Below are 17,738 nucleotides of genomic sequence, written 5' to 3' on the forward strand. Positions count from 1 at the left end.
TCGCGGTGCGGAGCGAGGAAGCCCTCGGCGAGGGCGCGGATCTCGCGCGCGACGGCCTCCTGGTCCGCCGGGGGCGGGACGGTCTGGCCCGGCGCGGACCAGGCCGGCACCGGCCGCGGGTAGGCGGCGATCACCTGGACCCGGGCCCGGCGCAGCCGCGCCTCGGCGAAGGCGAAGGCCAGGACGGCGTCGTCGGGGCTGTCGGCGTGCAGGCCCACGGCCACCCGGGGTCCGGGCTCGGCCGGGCCGTCGCCGTGGACCTCCCGGCCGGGCCGGGGCACGACCACCACCGGGCACTCGGCGTCCCGGGCGGCGGCGAGGCCGTTCGAGCCGAGCAGCAGGCTGGCGAAGCCGCCGCGGCCCCGGGAACCGAGCACCAGCAGCTGTGCGTCGGCGCCGAGTCCGGGCAGGACCGCGCCCGGTACGCCCTCCAGCGCGAGGTACTCCACGGCCGGTGCGCCTTCGCCGGCGTCCAGGCGGGCGCGCACCTCGTCGAGGACCGGATCGTCCGCCGCGTCGGGCGGCCCGGCGACCAGCACGTCGGCCTGGCCCCAGGCGGCGTACTGGCGCACGTGGACCACCCGCAGCGGCGCCGCGCGGCGGCGAGCGGCGTCCCTCGCCCACTCCAGGGCACGCAGGCTGTCCTCGGAACCGTCGACCGCGGCGACGACCGGCGCAGTGCTCATGCTTCCCTCACCTCCGGGACACGACCGTCCCCTCACCGGGACCAGCCTCGCTCAGGCGTCGGCCCCGGCAGGGCCCCGCAGGTCGCGTGTCCGCGAACGGCCCCGGAACACCCCCGGATCAGCGCAGGTGGACGTGGGTCAGGTGAGGTCGAACTCCCCTTCCCGCGCGCCGGAGACGAACGCGCCCCACTCCGCGGGCGTGAAGATGAGGGATGGGCTCTCCGGACGGCCGCTGTTGCGCATCGCGATGAAGCCCTCGACAAAGGCGATCTGGACATCGCCCAGCCCTCGGCTGCTGGACTGCCACTCGGCCTTGCTGAGATCCAGCTCCGGCTTGTCCCAGCCCGCGAGCGGCTGCTGCTGGGTCGTGCTCTCGGCCACGTCCGTGCTCCTCCCGGTTCGTCGTCCGCGGCTCAGCCTAGCGACCGCTCACGATGCTCAACAGCCCACGTGGGAAGGACCTTTCAGGAGTCCGGCGGCCGTGCTCCCACGAGCCACATCGAGAAGAACTGGGAGCCGCCGCCGTAGGCGTGACCGAGCACCCGGCGGGCGCCGTCCACCTGGTGTTCCCCGGCCTGGCCGCGGACCTGGAGGGCGGCCTCGGCGAAGCGGATCATGCCGGAGGCGCCGATGGGGTTGGTGGAGAGCACGCCGCCCGACATGTTGACGGGCAGGTCCCCGTCGAGTTCGGTGACGCCGGACTCGGTGAGCTTCCAGCCCTCGCCCTCCGCGGCGAAGCCGAGGTTCTCCAGCCACATGGGCTCGTACCAGGAGAACGGCACGTACATCTCGACGGCGTCGATGTCCCGGCGCGGATCCGCGACGCGGGCCTGCCGGTAGACGTCGGCGGCGCAGTCCTTGCCGGCCTGCGGGGAGACGAAGTCCTTGCCGGCGAAGAGGGTGGGCTCGCTGCGCATGGCGCCGCCGAGGACCCACGCGGGCGGCCGGGGCGCGCGGGCGGCTCCGGCGCGGTCGGTGAGCACCATGGCGCAGGCGCCGTCGGAGGAGGGGCAGGTCTCGGAGTAGCGGATGGGGTCCCACAGCATGGGCGAGGCCTGCACCCTCTCCAGGGTGATGTCGTGTTCGTGCAGGTGGGCGTAGGGGTTCTTCAGGGCGTTGCGCCGGTCCTTGTAGGCGACGAGACAGCCGATGGTGTCGGGGGCGCCGCTGCGCCGCATGTAGGCGCGTACGTGCGGGGCGAAGAAGCCTCCGGCCCCGGCGAGCAGGGGCTGCTGGAAGGGGACGGGGAGGGACAGCCCCCACATGGCGTTGGACTCGGACTGCTTCTCGAAGGCGAGGGTGAGGACGGTGCCGTGGACGCGGGCGGCGACGAGGTTCGCGGCGACCAGGGCCGTGGACCCGCCGACGGAGCCCGCGGTGTGCACCCGGAGCATGGGCTTGCCGACGGCGCCCAGCGCGTCGGCGAGGTACAGCTCGGGCATCATCACGCCCTCGAAGAAGTCGGGCGCCTTGCCGATGACCACCGCGTCGACGTCGGCCCAGGTCAACTCGGCGTCGGCGAGGGCTCGCAGGGCCGCCTCGCGGACGAGTCCGGCGATCGACACGTCCCGGCGGGCGGCCATGTGCCTGGTCTGGCCGATTCCTGTGACGGCCACGGGCTCCTTGCTCATCGTGCGTCCCCTTCGAGTACGGCGACCAGGTTCTGCTGGAGGCAGGGCCCGGAGGTGGCGTGGGCCAGGGCGCGGTCGGACTCGCCGCGGTGGATGCGGGCGGCGGCCTCGCCGATGCGGATGAGCCCCGCGGCCATGACCGGGTTGGCGGCGAGGGCCCCGCCGGAGGGGTTCACGCGCACCCGGTCGTCGAGCCGGAGCGCCCTGCGCAGGACCACCTCCTGGGAGCTGAACGGCGCGTGCAACTCGGCGGTGTCCACGGGCCGTTCGAAGGCGCCCGCCCTTTCGGCGGCCAGCCGCGCCGAGGGCGAGTCGGTGAGGTCCCGCACGCCGAGGGCGTGGGCCTCGATGCGGTGGTCGATGCCGCGGATCCAGGCGGGCCGCTCGCACAGCTCCCGGGCCCGTTCCCCCGCCGCGAGGATCACGGCGGCGGCGCCGTCGGTGACGGGCGGGCAGTCGCCGGTGCGCAGGGGCCGTACGACGTAGTCGCCGTGCGGTACCGCGCCCCCGAGGTGGGCGCGCGGGGTGGCGGCGGCGTCGGCGCGGCTGCGGGCGCCGACCGCGGCGAGGGCGGGTTCGTCGGTGTGCCCGGCGTCGACGAGTGCCTGCGCCTGCAGCGCCGCGAGGGCCACGGCGTCCGGCCACAGGGGGGCCAGATAGTACGGGTCGAGCTGCCGGGTGAGCACGTCCCGCACCGAGCCCGGTGAGCTCTTGCCGTACGCGTAGACGAGCGCGGTGTCGGCGTCCCCGGTGAGGAGCTTGGTCCAGGCCTCGTACAGGGCCCAGGCGCCGTCCATCTCGACGTGGGACTCGGAGATGGGCGGCCAGGCGCCGACGCCGTCGAGGGCGAGGGTGAAGGAGAAGGCGCGACCGGCGAGGTAGTCGCTGGAGCCCGAGCAGGTGAAGTCGATGTCGGCCGTCCGGAGGCCGGTCCGCGCCAGGACCTCGTGCAGCACCGGCATCAGCATCTCGACCTCGGAGGAGTCCTCGACGGAGTGCCGGTGGTCGGTCCGGGCGAAGGCGACGACGGCGATGTCCCGGAACCCGGGGGCCACTTCGCTGGTCACAGCAGCTCCTTGTACGTCTCGTAGGCCGCGTCGGGCTCACCGGTGGGCCGGTAGTGGTCGGGGTAGCGGGCGCCCTCGGTCCACACGGGCTCCACCCGCAGGCCCATGCGCACCTGGTCGTAGGGGATGCCGCCGATCCGGGCGTGCAGGGCGAGGTCGGCGCCGTCGAGGGCGATGTGCGCGTAGACGTACGGCACCTCGATGTCGAGGTTCTTCGCCTTGATGTTGACGATGCAGAAGGTGGTGACCGCGCCGCGGGGGCCCACGTCCACCTGTCCGGCCGTGGCGAGACCGCAGGTGGGGCATGCGCCTCTCGGCGGGACGTACACCTTCCGGCAGGAGGGGCAGCGTTCGCCGACGATCCGCCGTTCGGCGAGGGCGCCGAGGTAGGCGGTCTGGGCGCGGCCGGGCGCGTAGGTGTAGTCGAGGCGGGCGGGGGTGACGATCCCGTTGAGCGGGTTCGCGAACTCGCCGCTGTGGCCGCCCGGTTGTTCCGGTTCGCCGTCGTACGGCTCGAAGCACGCGATGTCGGTGATGGCGCCGGTGCGCTCCGCGGCCCAGCGGATGCGCACCCGCATGCCGGTGCGCACGGCGTCGGGGCCGGGGGCGTCGAGCGCGTGCAGCAGGGCGGTGTCGGCCCCGTCGAGGCGGACCAGGACCCAGGCGAAGGGGGTGCCGAGGGGCTGGCCGCGGCGCGGGGCGTGGTTCCAGGCCCAGGTGGTGACCGTGCCGGTGGGCGCGACCTGCACCAGGTCGCGGATCTCCTCGGCGGTGTCGGGGTCGTACTCGACGGGCGGGACGAGGGTGCGGCCCCCGGCGGTCTTGACCCCGAGGACGACGCGTTCGCGCAGGCCGGTGAGGAAGGCGCTCTGGACGGGGCCGAGGGAGCGGGTGAAGGGGAACTCGACGACGAGGGGGGCCTTGAGGACTTCGGGCATCGGGAACGTGCCTCCTTCGGGGAAGGTCGGTGCGGTCGCGCCCCCGGCAGGGGCGGGGTCCGTGTCGAGGGGCGGCCTCGCCGCGACGGGGGTTGTGCGGGGCGGAGCACGCGGGGCAACGACCGGCCCTGCCCGGCCCGCGGGTCCCTCGGGCCAAGCACGCGGGGGAGCGACCGGCCGCAGGCGCCCGGACCGCGCCCGCGGCGGAGCCTCACGCGCGCCGGTAGACGGGCGCCCGTTTCTCCGCGAAGGCGCGGGCGCCCTCCTTGGCGTCGGAGGTGTCGAAGATCGGCCGGCCGCGGGCCAGTTCGGCCGCGAGCCCGTCGGCCTCCGTCATCGCGGCGGTCTCGTACACGGACGCCTTGACGGCCTCGACGGCGAGCGGGCCGCAGGCGTTGATCCGCCCGGCGATCTCCAGTGCCTTGGCGAGTGCGGTGCCGTCCGGGACGACGTGGCCGATGAGCCCGATCGCGGCGGCCTCCCGGGCGGTGTACGGCCGTCCGGTGAGCAGCATCTCCAGGGCGTGGGTGCGCGGGATCTGGCGCGGCAGCCGGACGGTGGAGCCGCCGATCGGGAACAGGCCGCGTCTGACCTCGAACAGGCCGAAGGTCGCGGCCTCCCCCGCGACCCGGATGTCGGTGCCCTGGAGGATCTCGGTACCGCCCGCGACGCAGTGCCCCTCGACCGCGGCGATCACCGGCTTGCGGGGCCGGTGATGCCGCAGCATCGCCTTCCAGTGCAGGTCGGGGTCGGCCTTGAGCCGGTCGCGGTAGTGCTCCCCGGCCATGCCGCCACCGGCCAGCGCCTTCAGGTCCATGCCGGCGCAGAAGGCGCCGCCGGCCCCGGTGAGCACGATCGAGCGGACCGCGTCGTCCGCGTCGGCCTCGATCCAGCCGTCGTACAGGCCGACGAGCATCGGCAGCGAGAGCGCGTTCTTCGCCTCCGGTCTGTTCAGCGTGAGCACCAGCGTGGCGCCCTCGCGCCGCACGGTCAGATGTTCCGTCCCGCCCATGGGCCGTCTCCCCTCGGTGAGAACGAGAACAGGTTGCAGTAGGCGGGAGGGCACTTCAAGGGTTTTCTGACAGTCAGTCAGATTTATGGGGCGCACACCCTTCACAGTTGCGGCCCGCTTTGCTCTGATGGCCGGGCGAACCGGCGGACGCGTCCTTGTTCTTCCGGCGTGCGCGCCCTACGCCGTCCGGACTGCCGGGGTCAGGAGGAGCGGTGGAGTACAACCTTGCCGACCTGTTCGAGTCGGTCGTCGACGTGGTCCCGGACCGCGAGGCGCTCGTGTACCTCGACCACCCCGGCACGGGCGCGGAACGCCGGCTGACCTACGCCGAGCTGGACGCGGCCGCCAACCGCGTCGCGCACCACCTGACCGGCAGCGGGATCCGCCCCGGGGAGCACGTGGGGCTGCACCTGTACAACGGCGTGGAGTACCTGCAGACTCTGCTCGGCTGCCTCAAGGCCAGGGTCGTACCGGTCAACGTCAACTACCGCTACGTCGAGGATGAGTTGGTGTATCTCTACCGGGACGCCGACCTGGTGGCGCTGGTCTTCGACGCGGAGTTCGAGGGCCGGGTGGCCGGGGCGCTGCCGCGGGCGCCGAAGCTGCGGCATCTGCTGCGGGTGGGCGACGGGACGAACCGGGTCCCGGGGGCGGTGCCGTTCGCCGAGGCGGAGGCGTCCGCGCCGCCCGAGCGGGGCTTCCCGGCCCGCTCCGGGGACGACCAGTTCATCATCTACACCGGCGGCACGACGGGCATGCCCAAAGGGGTGATGTGGCGCCAGGAGGACCTGTTCTTCGCGGGACTGGGCGGCGGGGCGCCGACCGGGGAGCCCGTGAAGGCGCCCGGGGAGCTGGCCGAGCGGGTCGCCGCGGGCGGCTCCGGCATCACGTTCTTCCCCACTCCCCCGCTGATGCACGGCACCTCGACCCTCACCGCGTTCATCGGCTTCGACTTCGGCCAGCGGATCGTGCTGCACCGCAAGTTCGTGCCGGAGGAGGTGCTGCGCACGGTCGAACGGGAGAAGGTCACCAGCATCTCGCTCGTCGGCGACGCGATGCTCCGCCCGCTGATCGACGCGCTGAGCGGGCCGATGAAGGGCACGGACTGCTCGGCCCTGTTCAGCGTGTCCTCGTCGGGCGCGATCATGTCGGAGACGGTGCGCCGGCAGTTTTGCGCGCTGGTGCCGAACGTCCTGCTGCTGAACAACTTCGGCTCCTCCGAGTCCGGCTTCAACGGGACGGCGACGGAGGACTCCGGGCCCGAGCGCGGCTTCCGCGTCCGGGTCAACTCCCGTACCCGGGTGGTCGATCCGGCCACGCGCGAGCCGGTCGCGGTGGGCGAGGTGGGCCGGGTCGCCCAGTGCGGGCACGTGCCGCTCGGCTACTACAACGACCCGCGCAAGACCGCCGAGACCTTCTTCGAGAAGGACGGGCGGCGCTGGGTGCTGCTGGGCGACATGGCGACCGTCGACGAGGAGGGCGTGGTCACCGTCCTCGGCCGGGGCTCGCAGTGCATCAACACCGGGGGCGAGAAGGTCTACCCGGAGGAGGTCGAGCAGGCGCTCAAGGCCCACCCGGACGTGTACGACGCGCTGGTCGCCGGTGTGCCGGACGCCAACTGGGGCCACCGTGTCGCGGCCGTGGTGCAACTGCGCGCGGGCGCCCCGCGCCCCTCGCTGGCCGACATCCAGAGCCACTGCCGCACCCGTCTGGCGGGGTACAAGATCCCCCGCCGGCTGGTGATCACGGATGCCGTCCAGCGGTCGCCGAGCGGCAAGGCCGACTACCGGTGGGCCCGGGAGGTGGCGGTGGCGGCGGACCGGCCGCAGGCCGGCAGGACGGGCGGGGGCACGCGCGGCATGCCGGGGTGACGCCGTACGCGTCGGCGGTGTGCACACAGAGGACGTCAGTGCCGGGCACCCCGGCCGGGTGGACGCCCCCCGGCCGCCTACCGCGCCGAGAGCGGAGCGGAGTCCTCGGCGCGGTCCAGGAAGGCGGCGATGCGGCCGGTGAACCACTCCGGGTCGTCCAGCCAGGGGTAGTGGCCGGCGCCCGGCTGGACGGTGAACTCGGCCTTGGGGAACGCCTGTGCGGTGCGACGCGCGAGGTCGGGCCGCGGACCCCCGTCGGCCTCCCCCGCGTACACGAGAACCGGTGCGGCGAGGGCGGCGAGCGCGCGCCGGGTCGCCTCCGGGGTGAAGGCGCCGTCGGCGAAGTAGCGCTCTTCCGCCTCCTCGTTGGTCTGCTCGAGTTCGGCCTCCGCGTGTGCCCGGGCGGTGTCGTCCCAGCGGCCGTAGAAGAACGGCAGGAAGACGTCGTCGAATGCCGCCTCGCCCGCCAGCCAGGCCCGGAAGGCGGGGAACGCGTCCGCGAACCACGGCTCGTTCGCCCGCAGCCGGGCCGCCGCCAGCCGGTCCTGAGGCGTGGCGCGCATGCCGAGGGCGGACGGATTGGGCGTGATCAGCACCAGCCGCCGTATCCGCTCCGGGTGGCGGGCCGCGTACAGCATCGCCAGGGCGGCGCCCGCCGAGTGGGCCAGCAGGTCCATCCGCTCCAGCCCCATGTGGGCCCGCCACACCTCCACGTCGCCGACCATCCGGTCGCACCGGTACGTCGCCGGATCCGCCGGCACCGCGGATTCACCAGTGCCCCGCAGGTCCAGCAGGGCCAGCCGACGGCGCCCGGCCAGCCCGCCGAGGTCTCCCAGATAGGCGGAGGCCCGCATCGGGCCACCCGGCAGCACGGCGAGGGGCTCGCCGTCACCCCGCAGGTGGTAGACGAGCCGCGTACCGTCGACAGCGCTGAAAGCCGGCATGCGCACGATCATCGGCGCTCGGCCCGGCGATCCGCAACGCCCTTTCCGCCGGAGCGTGCGCAACGCCTCGCAGGGCCCGGTCCGGTGGGCCGGGACGGCTCGCGCACGGCCGACGGCAGTGCGACGCAGGTCACGTTCCTCCGTGTCACAGGACGCCGGGCCACTTCGTCTCCGGGGTGTAGTCACCGACGAGCACGCAGGAGCTGACATGGAAGCACGACTGAACTACTTCGCCGACCCGGGCGCCGGCAAGGCGCTCACGCACCTGATGGCGGCGGGCAGGGCGGTCAGGGAGTCGCCGTTGCCCGGCCCGACGCAGGAGCTGGTGGCGCTGCGCGTGAGCCAGATCAACGGGTGCGCCGTGTGCGTCGACATGCACACCAAGGAGGCCGCCTCCGCGGGCGAGACCTCGGTGCGGCTGAACCTGGTCGCGGCGTGGCGGGAGGCCACGGTCTTCACCGAGGCCGAGCGTGCGGCGCTGGAGCTGGCGGAGGAGGGGACCCGGGTCGCCGACGCGGCCGGCGGGGTGAGCGCCGAGGTGTGGGCACGTGCCGCCCAGCACTACGACGAGGAGCAGCTCACCGCCCTGGTGGTGCTGATTTCCTTCATGAACACGGTGAACCGGCTGAACATCATCACCCAGCAGCCGGCCGGCGCCTACGAGCCCGGGCAGTTCCGCTGAGCGGCACAGGCGGCGGCCTTCACGGCAAGGGGTTCGACGTGGGGAGGTCCGAGGAGTTCGAGGAGCTGCGGCCGCTGCTGTTCTCGATCGCCTATCGGATTCTGGGCAGTGTCGGCGAGGCCGAGGACGCGGTGCAGGAGACCTGGCTGCGCTTCGCCGCCTCGCCGACCCGGCCCGCCTCGGCCAAGGCCTACCTCTCGGCCGCGGTGACCCGGATCGCCATCGACGTGCTGCGCTCGGCGCGGGTGCGGCGGGAGCAGTACGTGGGCCCCTGGTTCCCGGAGCCGCTGCTCAGCGATCCGTACGAGGATCCGGCGCGGGCGGCGGAGCTCGCCGACTCTGTGTCGATGGCGGCGCTCCTGCTGCTGGAGCGGCTCAGTCCGCTGGAGCGGGCGGTGTTCGTGCTGCGGGACGTGTTCGCCTTCGGGTTCGACGAGATCGCCGCGGCGGTGGGGCGTTCCGAGCCGGCCTGCCGGCAGCTGCTGGTGCGGGCGCGGCGGCACATGGCGGACGGGCGCCCGCGGTTCGCGGCGGACCGCCGGGAGCGGCAGGAGCTGGCGGCGCGGTTCTTCGGCGCGCTGAAGGACGGCGACGTGGAGCGGCTGCGGGATCTGCTCGCCGCCGATGTGCGGTTCGTCGGGGACGGCGGCGGCAAGGCGCCGCAGCTGGCCCGGGCGGTCGTGGGCGCGCAGAACGTGGCCCGGGTGCTGGGCACGGTCTTCCCGCTGCTGAGCCGGATCGACGTGTCCTTCGCGCCGCACGAGGTCAACGGCCAGCCCGGCGCGGTCTTCCGGGACCGCGACGGCAGGGTGCTGCACACCCTGGCCCTCGACATCCTCGACGGGCGGATCCAGGCCGTCCGCGCGGTGATCAATCCCGACAAGCTCGGCCACCTCGGGCCGGTCGCCGACGCCTGGGCCCTCGACCGCGAGCTGAAGCAGGTGCGCCGGCGGCGGAGCTGATCCGGATGCCGGTCCGGGGGCGCTGCGCGGTGCGCCGGGCGAGCGGCAACGTCCCATCGACGTACCTCGCGCCGAGCGGCGGATCGCGGCCCTCGTCGCCGAGTCGTCGCAGACGCTCCAGCCGCGGGCGCCGGTCACGGGGACGTGTGGGTGACCCGCGTGGGCGCCGGGCGCGCCGGCGCGGCCGTCCGGCCGCCCGCCCGCGGACGCGCTGCCACCGCCGGGGGCCGCCGGCGCTAGCCGCCGAAGCGGTCGCGCAGCTCGCGCTTGAGGATCTTGCCGCTGGCGTTGCGCGGCAACGCGTCCACGAACAGCACCCGCTTCGGCGCCTTGAAGGCGGTGAGCTTCTCCCGTACGTGCGCGATCAGTTGATCCTCCGTCACCTCGCCACGCGGTACGACGACCGCCGTGACGGCCTCGATCCACCGCTCGTCGGGCAGGCCGATCACGGCGGCCTCCGCGACCGCCTCGTGGGTGTACAGCGCGTCCTCGACCTGGCGCGAGGCGACCAGCACCCCACCGGAGTTGATGACGTCCTTGACCCGGTCGACGACGGTGAAGTAACCGTCCGCGTCCCGGACGGCGAGGTCGCCGGAGTGGAACCAGCCGTCGCGGAAGGCCTCGGCGGTCTCCTCGGGCTTGTCCCAGTACCCCTCGCACAGCTGCGGTGAGCGGTAGACGATCTCGCCCGGCGTGCCGTCGGGCACGTCGTCGCCCTTGTCGTCCGCCACCCGGGCGTCCACGAACAGCACCGTCCGCCCGCAGGAGTCGAGGCGGCCCTCGTGCTCCTCGGGGCCGAGGACCGTCGCGAGGGGGCCGATCTCGCTCTGTCCGAAGCAGTTGTAGAAGGCGAGTTCCGGCAGCCGTGCGCGCAGCCGCTCCAGCACGGGCACGGGCATGATCGACGCGCCGTAGTACGCCTTGCGCAGGCCGGACAGGTCCCGGTCGGCGAAGTCGGGTCGGTTCGCCAGGCCGATCCACACCGTCGGCGGTGCGAAGAGGCTGTCCACGCGGCCGGCCTCGATCAGGTCGAACAGGCGGTCCCCGTCGGGCCCGTCCAGGATGATGCCGGTCGCCCCGACCGCGAGGTAGGGCAGCAGGAACACGTGCATCTGCGCCGAGTGGTACAGCGGCAGGGCGTGCACCGGACGGTCGCCGGCGCTCAGGTCGAGGGCGGTGATCGCGCTCAGGTACTCGTGCACCAGGGCCCGGTGGGTCATCATCGCGCCCTTGGGCAGGGCGGTCGTGCCCGAGGTGTAGAGCAGCTGCACCAGGTCCTCGGTGCGGGGTTCGGGGCCGTCGTAGGGCGGCGCGTCCGCGAGCCGGGCGAGCAGCGAGCCGGCGTCGTCCCGCAGCGGCAGCACCCGCACCGGGTCCGGCAGCCGGCCGGCGAGGTCCGGGTCGGCGAGCACCAGGGTGCTGCCCGACTGCCCGACGACGTAGGCCAGGTCGTCGCCGGTGAGGTTCTGGTTGACCGGCACATGGACCAGGCCCGCGCGGGCGCAGGCGAGGAAGGCGATCAGATAGGCGTCGGAGTTGTGGCCGTAGGCGCCGACCCGGTCGCCGGGCACGAGACCCTCCGCGAGCAGGAGCGTGGCCGCGCGGGAGACGGCGTCGTCGAGTTCCTCGTACGTCCAGCTCCGCTCGCGGTACTCGATCGCGACCCGTACCGGGGTGCGCCGGGCGCTGCGCCGCAGCACCCCGTCGACCGTGCTGCCGTGTCCCTGCATCATGACAGCCGATCCTCGGGGCGGCGGACGGGCTGGTCAAGAACCCCGGCGCAGAGGCCGTCGAACCGGCCGGGCGCGTGGGCCGTCACACCGGCCGGGCGCGTCCCTCCCAGTACGGGTCGCGCAGCCGCCGCTTGTAGAGCTTGCCGTTGGGGTCGCGGGGCATCTCGGCGATGAAGTCGACGCTTCTGGGCCGCTTGTAGCCGGCGAGCCGCTGTGCGCAGTGGCCGAGCAGGGCGGCGGCGAGGGCGGGGCCGGGCTCGTGGCCGGGGGCCGGTTCGACGACGGCCTTGACCTCCTCGCCCCAGTCGTCGTGCGGGATGCCGAAGGCGGCTGCGTCGGCGACGGCCGGGTGGGAGAGCAGCACGGACTCGATCTCGGCCGGGTAGATGTTGACGCCGCCGGAGATGATCATGTCGATCCTGCGGTCGCGCAGGAACAGGTAGCCGTCCTCGTCCAGGTGGCCGAGGTCGCCCACGGTGAAGAAGTCGCCGATGCGGTTCCCCCGGGTCTTGGCCTCGTCCCTGTGGTAGGTGAAGCCGCCGGTGCTCATCTTCATGTAGACGGTGCCGAGCCGGCCGGGCGGGAGCCGGTTGCCGTCGTCGTCGAAGACGGCCAGTTCGCTGATCGGCCAGGCCCGGCCGACGGTGCCGGGCTTCTTCAGCCAGTCCTCGGCGGTGGCGAAGGCGCCCCCGCCCTCGCTGGCCGCGTAGTACTCCTCCACGCAGTGCCCCCACCAGTCGATCATGGCCCGCTTCACGTGGTCGGGGCAGGGTGCGGCGCCATGGATGGCGTGCCGCATCGAGGAGACGTCGTAGCGGGCCTTCACCTCGTCCGGGAGGGCGAGCAGGCGGTGGAACTGGGTCGGGACCATATGGGTGTGGGTGCACCGGTGGGTGTCGATCAGGCGGAGCATCTCCTCGGGTGCCCACTTGTCCATCAGCACCAGGGGGTGGCCCATGTGCAGGGACGCGCCCGCGAACTGCAGGACGGCGGTGTGGTAGAGCGGCGAGCAGACGAGGTGGACGTTGCCGTCGAACGGCTTGATCCCGAAGATGCCGAGGAAGCCGCCCAGGTAGGCCTCCTCGGGGGGCTTGCCGGGCAGCGGGCGGCGGATGCCGCGCGGGCGTCCCGTGGTGCCCGAGGTGTAGTTCATGACCCAGCCCAGCTCCCGCTCGGCGGGCGCCGACTCCGGTCGCCCGTCCAGGAGTCGGGCGTACGGCCGGAAGCCGTCGACGGCGCCGACCGCGTACCGGTGGGTGGCCGCGAGGCCCGCCTCGTCGGCCGCGGCGCGCGCGGCGCCGGCGTACCGCTCGTGGGCGATGAGCACCTTGGCGCCGGAGTCGGCGACGATCCAGGCGATCTCGGGGCCGACCAAGTGGTGGTTGACGGGGACGAGATAGAGGCCTGCCTGGGTGGCGGCCAGGTAGGCGGTGAGGAACTCGACGCCGTTGGGCAGGACGACGGCGAAGGCGTCGCCGCGCTCCAGGCCGGCCGCGCGCAGGCCGTGCACCATCTGGTGGGCGGCGCCGCACAGGCGCCCGGCGGTCCACTGCTCGCCGTCGGGGGCGGTGAGGACCACGCGGCCGGGGTTGCGGGCGGCCTGCGCCCAGAATCCGGCAGGGGGTGTGTTCACGACTGGGCGCTCCTTCCGGCGACGCGGTTGATGCGGTCCACGGCCCTCTCGAAGCCGCGGGTGAGGTCGTCGAGGACGGCCTGGACGCTGCGCTCGCCGCTCATCCGGCCGACGATCTGGCCGACGGGCGTGCCGAGCAGCGGCTCGACCTCGTACTTCTGGATGCGGGACACGGCCTCGGCGACCAGCAGGCCCTGCAGCGGCATCGGCAGGGTGCCGGGGCCCGCCGGGTCGTCCCAGGCGTCGGTCCACTCGGTGCGGAGCTGGCGCGCCGGCTTTCCGGTCAGGGCGCGGGAGCGGACGGTGTCCCCGGACCCGGCGGCGAGCAGCTTGCGGGTCAGGGCGGGCGAGTGCAGATCGGCCTCGGTGGTGGTCAGCCAGATCGAGCCCAGCCACACCCCCTGCGCGCCGAGGGCCAGGGCCGCCGCCGCCTGCCGGCCGCTGCCGATGCCGCCGGCCGCGAGCACGGGAAGCGGGTGCACGGCGTCCACGACCTCCGGGGTGAGCACCATGGTGGCGATCTCGCCGGTGTGGCCGCCCGCCTCGTAGCCCTGCGCGACGACGATGTCGATGCTCGCCTCCCGGTGCTTGCGCGCGTGCCGGGCGCTGCCCGCGAGGGCGGCGACCGGCACGCCCCGGCCATGGGCGCGGGCGACGACGTCGGCGGGCGGGGAGCCGAGGGCGCCGGCGAGGAGAGCGATCGGATGCTCGAAGGCGATGTCGAGCTGAGCGCGGGCGACCTGCTCCATCCAGCCGGTGATGCGCCATCCCGACGCCTCGCCCTCGGCCAGCTCCGGCACCCCGTACCTCGCGAGGGTGTCGCGCACGAACTGCCGGTGCCCTTCGGGGATCATCGCCTCGACGTCGCTCTCGGTGACGCCCTCCACCTTCTTCGCGGGCATGACCACGTCCAGCCCGTAGGGGCGGTCCCCGGCGTGCGCGTCGAGCCAGTCGAGGTCGCGTCGCAGGTCCTCGGGGGCGGTGTAGCGGACCGCGCCGAGCACACCGAACCCGCCGGCCCGGCTGATGGCCGCGGCGACGGCGGGGAACGGTGTGAAGCCGAAGACGGCGTGCTCGACTCCCAGTTGCTTGCTCAGCTCCGTCTGCATGGGCGCAGGATGCCGCAGCCGTCCGGACGACGGAAGACTTTTTCTGACGCCCTGTCAGATTCTTGGGGCGGCCGGCGTCAGGCGGTGGCCTCCAGCACCGCCATCGCCGCGTTGTGCCCGGGCACCCCGCTCACCCCTCCGCCGCGCACCGCGCCCGAACCGCACAGCAGGACGCCGGGGTGCCGGGTCTCCACGCCCCAACGGCCCGTGTCCTGATCGGCGTAGGGCCACGACAGGGCCCGGTGGAAGATGTTGCCGCCGGGCAGCCGCAGGTCCCGTTCGAGGTCGAGCGGGGTCTTCGCCTCGATGCAGGGGCGGCCGTCCGCGTCGGTGGCCAGGCAGTCGGCGAGCGGCTCGGCGAGATGCGCGTCGAGCTGGGCGAGGGTGGTCCTCAGCAACTCCTCGCGCACGGCCTCGTTGTCGCGGGCGAAGAGCCGCGCCGGGGTGTGCAGGCCGAAGAGGGTGAGCGTCTGGTAGCCGCGCCCGGCGAGTTCGGGGCCGAGGATGGTGGGGTCGGTCAGGGAGTGGCAGTAGATCTCCGAGGGCGGCACGGCGGGGAGCCGGCCGGACGCGGCCTGGGCGTGCGCGGCCGCCAGCTCCTGGTAGCCCTCGGCGATGTGGAAGGTGCCGGCGAACGCCTCGCGCGGGTCGACATCGGGGTCGCGCAGCTTCGGCAGCCGCTTGAGCAGCATGTTCACCTTGAGCTGGGCGCCCTCGGCGGGTTCGGGCGGCGTCTCGCCGGTGAGCGCGGCCAGCTCCTGGGGGGAGGCGTTGACCAGGACGTGCCGGGCGGCGGCGACGCCCTCGCCGTCGGGCGTGCGGTAGACGACCTCGGCGGTCCGCCCGTCGGTGCCGATCCGGACCGCCTCGTGACCGGTCGCGATGACCGCGCCCGCCGCGCGGGCGGCCGCCGCCAGTGCGTCGGTGAGGGCGCCCATGCCGCCGACGGGCACGTCCCAGGCACCGGTGCCGCCGCCGATGACGTGGTAGAGGAAACAGCGGTTCTGGGCCAGGGACGGGTCGTGGGCGTCGGCGAAGGTGCCGATGAGCGCGTCGGTGAGCACCACGCCCCGGACCAGGTCGTCCTCGAACCTCTCCTCGACCGCGACGCCGATCGGCTCCTCGAACAGGGCCCGCCAGGCGGCCTCGTCGTCGATGCGGCGGCGCAGCTCGTCCCGGCTGGGCAGGGGCTCGGTGAGCGTCGGGAAGACGCGCTGGGCGACCCGGCCGGTCATGCCGTAGAAGCGCTGCCAGGCGTCGTACTCGCGCTCGCCGCCGGTCAGCCGGGCGAAGGCCTCCCGGGTGCGCTGCTCGCCGCCGCCGACCAGCAGCCCGGTGGGCCGCCCGCCCCGCTGCACGGGGGTGTACGACGAGATGGTGCGCGAGCGCACCCGGAAGTCCAGCCCCAGGTCGCGCACGATCTTCTGCGGCAGCAGGCTCACCAGGTAGGAGTAGCGCGACAGGCGGGCGTCCACCCCCGCGAACGGCCGGGTGGAGACCGCCGCCCCGCCCGTGTGGTCCAGCCGCTCCAGCACCAGTACGGAGCGCCCGGCCCGGGCCAGGTAGGCGGCGGCGACCAGGCCGTTGTGGCCGCCACCGACGATGACGGCGTCGTAGCTGCGGGTTCCCTCGTGTCCAGGCATGGTCCTTGGTAACACGGGATGATCCAGATCGGCGAGAGCGGGTACCGGCCGCCCGGGTCACCGAAGCGGGCAACCGGCCGCCGCCGGGCCGCCCGGTGCGGGCCGGCGTGCGTCGCCACCGGTGCGGGGGCCCGGCCGCGGCGGCCCGTGGGCCCGATGCCCGGAGCAGGTACGGGCCAGGCAAACCCGTGCCGGGTTCGCACCACGGGGACCCGGAGGGCGCGGGGAACGGGGGCACGGTGAATGGGGCACGGCCCCCAGGAGCGTCACCGGTAAGCACGGGCCCCAGGCGCGTCACCGGGAACCCGGGGCACGGTCCATGAAGCGTCACCGGGAACCCGGGGGGGCACGGCCCAGGAGCGTCACCAGAAATCGGGGCGCGGCCCCAAGACGGACGCCTAACCGGAGCGCGGCCATAGGACGGACGCCGAACCGGGGCGCGGGCCCAGGCCGGTCACCGGGAACCCGGGGGCGCGGGCCCAGGCCGGTCACCGGCGCCGGCACGACCCCTCCGGCGAGACGTGTCACCTTGGGCGCAGGCCGGCGGCAGCGCGCACGGAACCCGCCGCCACCGGACCTCCCGGTGCCGGCCGGGCGAAGCGCCGTGGGCGCACGTCGGCGGCAGCGCGCTCGCCGGTCAGCGCGCCAGGATGTCGCCGCCCTCGGAACGCCGCTGCCGGCGCAGTGCGGCCACCGCGCGGTACAGGTCCGCGGCCTCCGTGTCGCGGCCGAGGCGTTGCAGGCAGTGGGCCTCGTCGGTGCGGCTGGTGAGCGTGTCGGGGTGGTCGGGGCCGAGGACGCGCTCCCGGGCGGCGGCCACCCGGCGGTACGCGGTGAGGGCGTCCGGCCAGCGGCCGAGCCAGCCGAGGGCGACCGCGACCTCACGGTGGCTGACGAGCGTGTCCGGGTGGTCGGGACCGAGGACGCGTGCCCGGAGCGCGCACACGTCGTGCGCCTCGGCGAGCGCCTCCTCCCAGCGGCCCAGCCGGCCGAGGCTGACGCCGAGACCGTGCCGGGCGCGCAGGGTCTCGGGGTGGGCGGGGCCCTGGACGCGGGTGCGGTCGGCGATCAGGCCCCGGTACAGGCGCAGGGCGTCCGCGCCGCGGCCGAGGCGGCCGAGGCTGAGAGCGGTCTCGTAGCGGGCCGCGAGGGTGTCGGGGTGGTCCGGGCCGAGCGTGCGGGCGCGGGCCTCGCCGACCTCGCGGTAGGTGTGCAGGGCCTCCTCCCAGCGGCCCGACTGGCCCAGCGCGTAGGCGACTTCACAGCGGGAGGCCAGTGTGTCGGGGTGGTCGGGACCGAGCACCCCGGCCCGGGCGGCGGCCACCTCCCGGGCGATCCGGCAGGCCTCGTCCGGGCGGCCGAGCCGGCCCAGGTTGCAGGCCAGGTTGTGCCGGCAGCGCAGGGTGTCCGGGTGGTCGGGGCCCAGGGCACGCTCCCGCGCGGACAGCACGGCGAGGTACGCCCGGTGCGCGTCGAAGTGGCGGCCCAGCCGCCCCAGCGCGAAGGCGGTCTCCTGCCGGGCCGCGAGGGTGTCGGGGTGGTCCGGGCCGAGGGTGCGGGCGCGGGCCTCGGCGATGTCCGTGTAGGCCGGCAGTGCCTCGGCCGCGCGGCCGGCGCGTACGAGCGCGAACGCGGCCTCGTACCGGCTGGTCAGGGTCTCGGGGTGGTCGGGGCCGAGGAGGCCGGCCCGTCCGGCGGCCACGGCCCGGTGTGCCTCGGCCGCCTCCGCCCAGCGTCCGCTCCCGGCCAGCCGGACGGCCTCACGGCGCCGTGCGGCGAGGGCGGCGACGGCCGCCGGGCCGGTAATCGCCGGCACCGCCGCACCCG

Annotated in this window: 15 protein-coding genes; 3 read left to right on the forward strand and 12 right to left on the reverse strand. The window is 74.5% G+C overall.

The genetic code is table 11. From position 1 onward, the window contains the following. The 6 genes from ACLU3S_RS28185 to ACLU3S_RS28210 form a co-directional block, all read right to left on the reverse strand. On the reverse strand, positions 1-686 hold a 686-nt coding region (locus ACLU3S_RS28185; protein WP_413954772.1), incomplete at its 3' end, for a universal stress protein. A gap of 138 nt (positions 687-824) precedes the next feature. Further along, complete coding sequence (locus ACLU3S_RS28190) at positions 825-1,067, reverse strand: DUF397 domain-containing protein (protein WP_413954773.1); 243 nt, start codon at positions 1,065-1,067, stop codon at positions 825-827. 83 nt (positions 1,068-1,150) lie between these two features. Further along, positions 1,151-2,317 carry a thiolase domain-containing protein gene (locus tag ACLU3S_RS28195; protein WP_413954774.1) on the reverse strand — a complete coding sequence of 389 codons (1,167 nt, stop codon included), beginning with the start codon at positions 2,315-2,317 and terminating at the stop codon, positions 1,151-1,153. After that, positions 2,314-3,384 (reverse strand): thiolase domain-containing protein, encoded by a 1,071-nt coding sequence (locus ACLU3S_RS28200; protein WP_413954775.1) that lies wholly within the window; start codon positions 3,382-3,384, stop codon positions 2,314-2,316. The genes ACLU3S_RS28195 and ACLU3S_RS28200 overlap by 4 nt, the downstream gene beginning before the upstream one ends. Next, positions 3,381-4,322: a Zn-ribbon domain-containing OB-fold protein gene (locus ACLU3S_RS28205; RefSeq protein ID WP_413954776.1), complete on the reverse strand. Its 942-nt coding sequence runs from the start codon at positions 4,320-4,322 to the stop codon at positions 3,381-3,383. The genes ACLU3S_RS28200 and ACLU3S_RS28205 overlap by 4 nt, the downstream gene beginning before the upstream one ends. Before the next feature lie 211 nt (positions 4,323-4,533). Beyond that, on the reverse strand, positions 4,534-5,334 hold the full coding sequence (locus tag ACLU3S_RS28210) for a crotonase/enoyl-CoA hydratase family protein (protein ID WP_413954777.1): 801 nt from the start codon (positions 5,332-5,334) through the stop codon (positions 4,534-4,536). Positions 5,335-5,546: 212 nt separating this feature from the next. Here ACLU3S_RS28210 and ACLU3S_RS28215 point away from each other — a divergent pair, with 212 nt between their 5' ends. Next, positions 5,547-7,205 carry an acyl-CoA synthetase gene (locus ACLU3S_RS28215; RefSeq protein ID WP_413954778.1) on the forward strand — a complete coding sequence of 553 codons (1,659 nt, stop codon included), beginning with the start codon at positions 5,547-5,549 and terminating at the stop codon, positions 7,203-7,205. Positions 7,206-7,282: 77 nt separating this feature from the next. Here the strand turns inward: ACLU3S_RS28215 and ACLU3S_RS28220 are convergent, their stop codons facing one another. After that, entirely contained in the window at positions 7,283-8,149 is an 867-nt protein-coding gene (locus tag ACLU3S_RS28220) for an alpha/beta fold hydrolase (protein WP_413954779.1), read from the reverse strand. Between the two features lie 208 nt (positions 8,150-8,357). Here ACLU3S_RS28220 and ACLU3S_RS28225 point away from each other — a divergent pair, with 208 nt between their 5' ends. Then, positions 8,358-8,831, forward strand: a complete 474-nt coding sequence (locus ACLU3S_RS28225) for a carboxymuconolactone decarboxylase family protein (protein ID WP_413954780.1) — start codon at positions 8,358-8,360, stop codon at positions 8,829-8,831. A gap of 38 nt (positions 8,832-8,869) precedes the next feature. Next, entirely contained in the window at positions 8,870-9,793 is a 924-nt protein-coding gene (locus tag ACLU3S_RS28230) for an RNA polymerase sigma-70 factor (RefSeq protein ID WP_413954781.1), read from the forward strand. Between the two features lie 236 nt (positions 9,794-10,029). Here ACLU3S_RS28230 and ACLU3S_RS28235 read toward each other — a convergent pair whose 3' ends face one another. The 5 genes from ACLU3S_RS28235 to ACLU3S_RS28255 form a co-directional block, all read right to left on the reverse strand. Beyond that, complete coding sequence (locus ACLU3S_RS28235) at positions 10,030-11,526, reverse strand: acyl-CoA synthetase (protein ID WP_413954782.1); 1,497 nt, start codon at positions 11,524-11,526, stop codon at positions 10,030-10,032. An 82-nt stretch (positions 11,527-11,608) separates the two neighbouring features. Continuing rightward, positions 11,609-13,159: an acyl-CoA synthetase gene (locus ACLU3S_RS28240; protein ID WP_413954783.1), complete on the reverse strand. Its 1,551-nt coding sequence runs from the start codon at positions 13,157-13,159 to the stop codon at positions 11,609-11,611. Further along, positions 13,156-14,268 carry a nitronate monooxygenase gene (locus ACLU3S_RS28245; protein WP_413954784.1) on the reverse strand — a complete coding sequence of 371 codons (1,113 nt, stop codon included), beginning with the start codon at positions 14,266-14,268 and terminating at the stop codon, positions 13,156-13,158. Before ACLU3S_RS28245 ends, ACLU3S_RS28240 begins: the two co-directional genes overlap by 4 nt. 77 nt (positions 14,269-14,345) lie before the next feature. Next, on the reverse strand, positions 14,346-15,911 hold the full coding sequence (locus ACLU3S_RS28250) for a phytoene desaturase family protein (RefSeq protein WP_413954785.1): 1,566 nt from the start codon (positions 15,909-15,911) through the stop codon (positions 14,346-14,348). Between the two features lie 637 nt (positions 15,912-16,548). Beyond that, positions 16,549-17,738: tetratricopeptide repeat protein (locus ACLU3S_RS28255; protein ID WP_413954786.1), on the reverse strand; the 1,190-nt coding region annotated here is incomplete at its 5' end.

It is taken from the genome of Streptomyces sp. AF1A (assembly GCF_047340315.1).
In the GTDB taxonomy this organism is placed as follows: domain Bacteria; phylum Actinomycetota; class Actinomycetes; order Streptomycetales; family Streptomycetaceae; genus Streptomyces.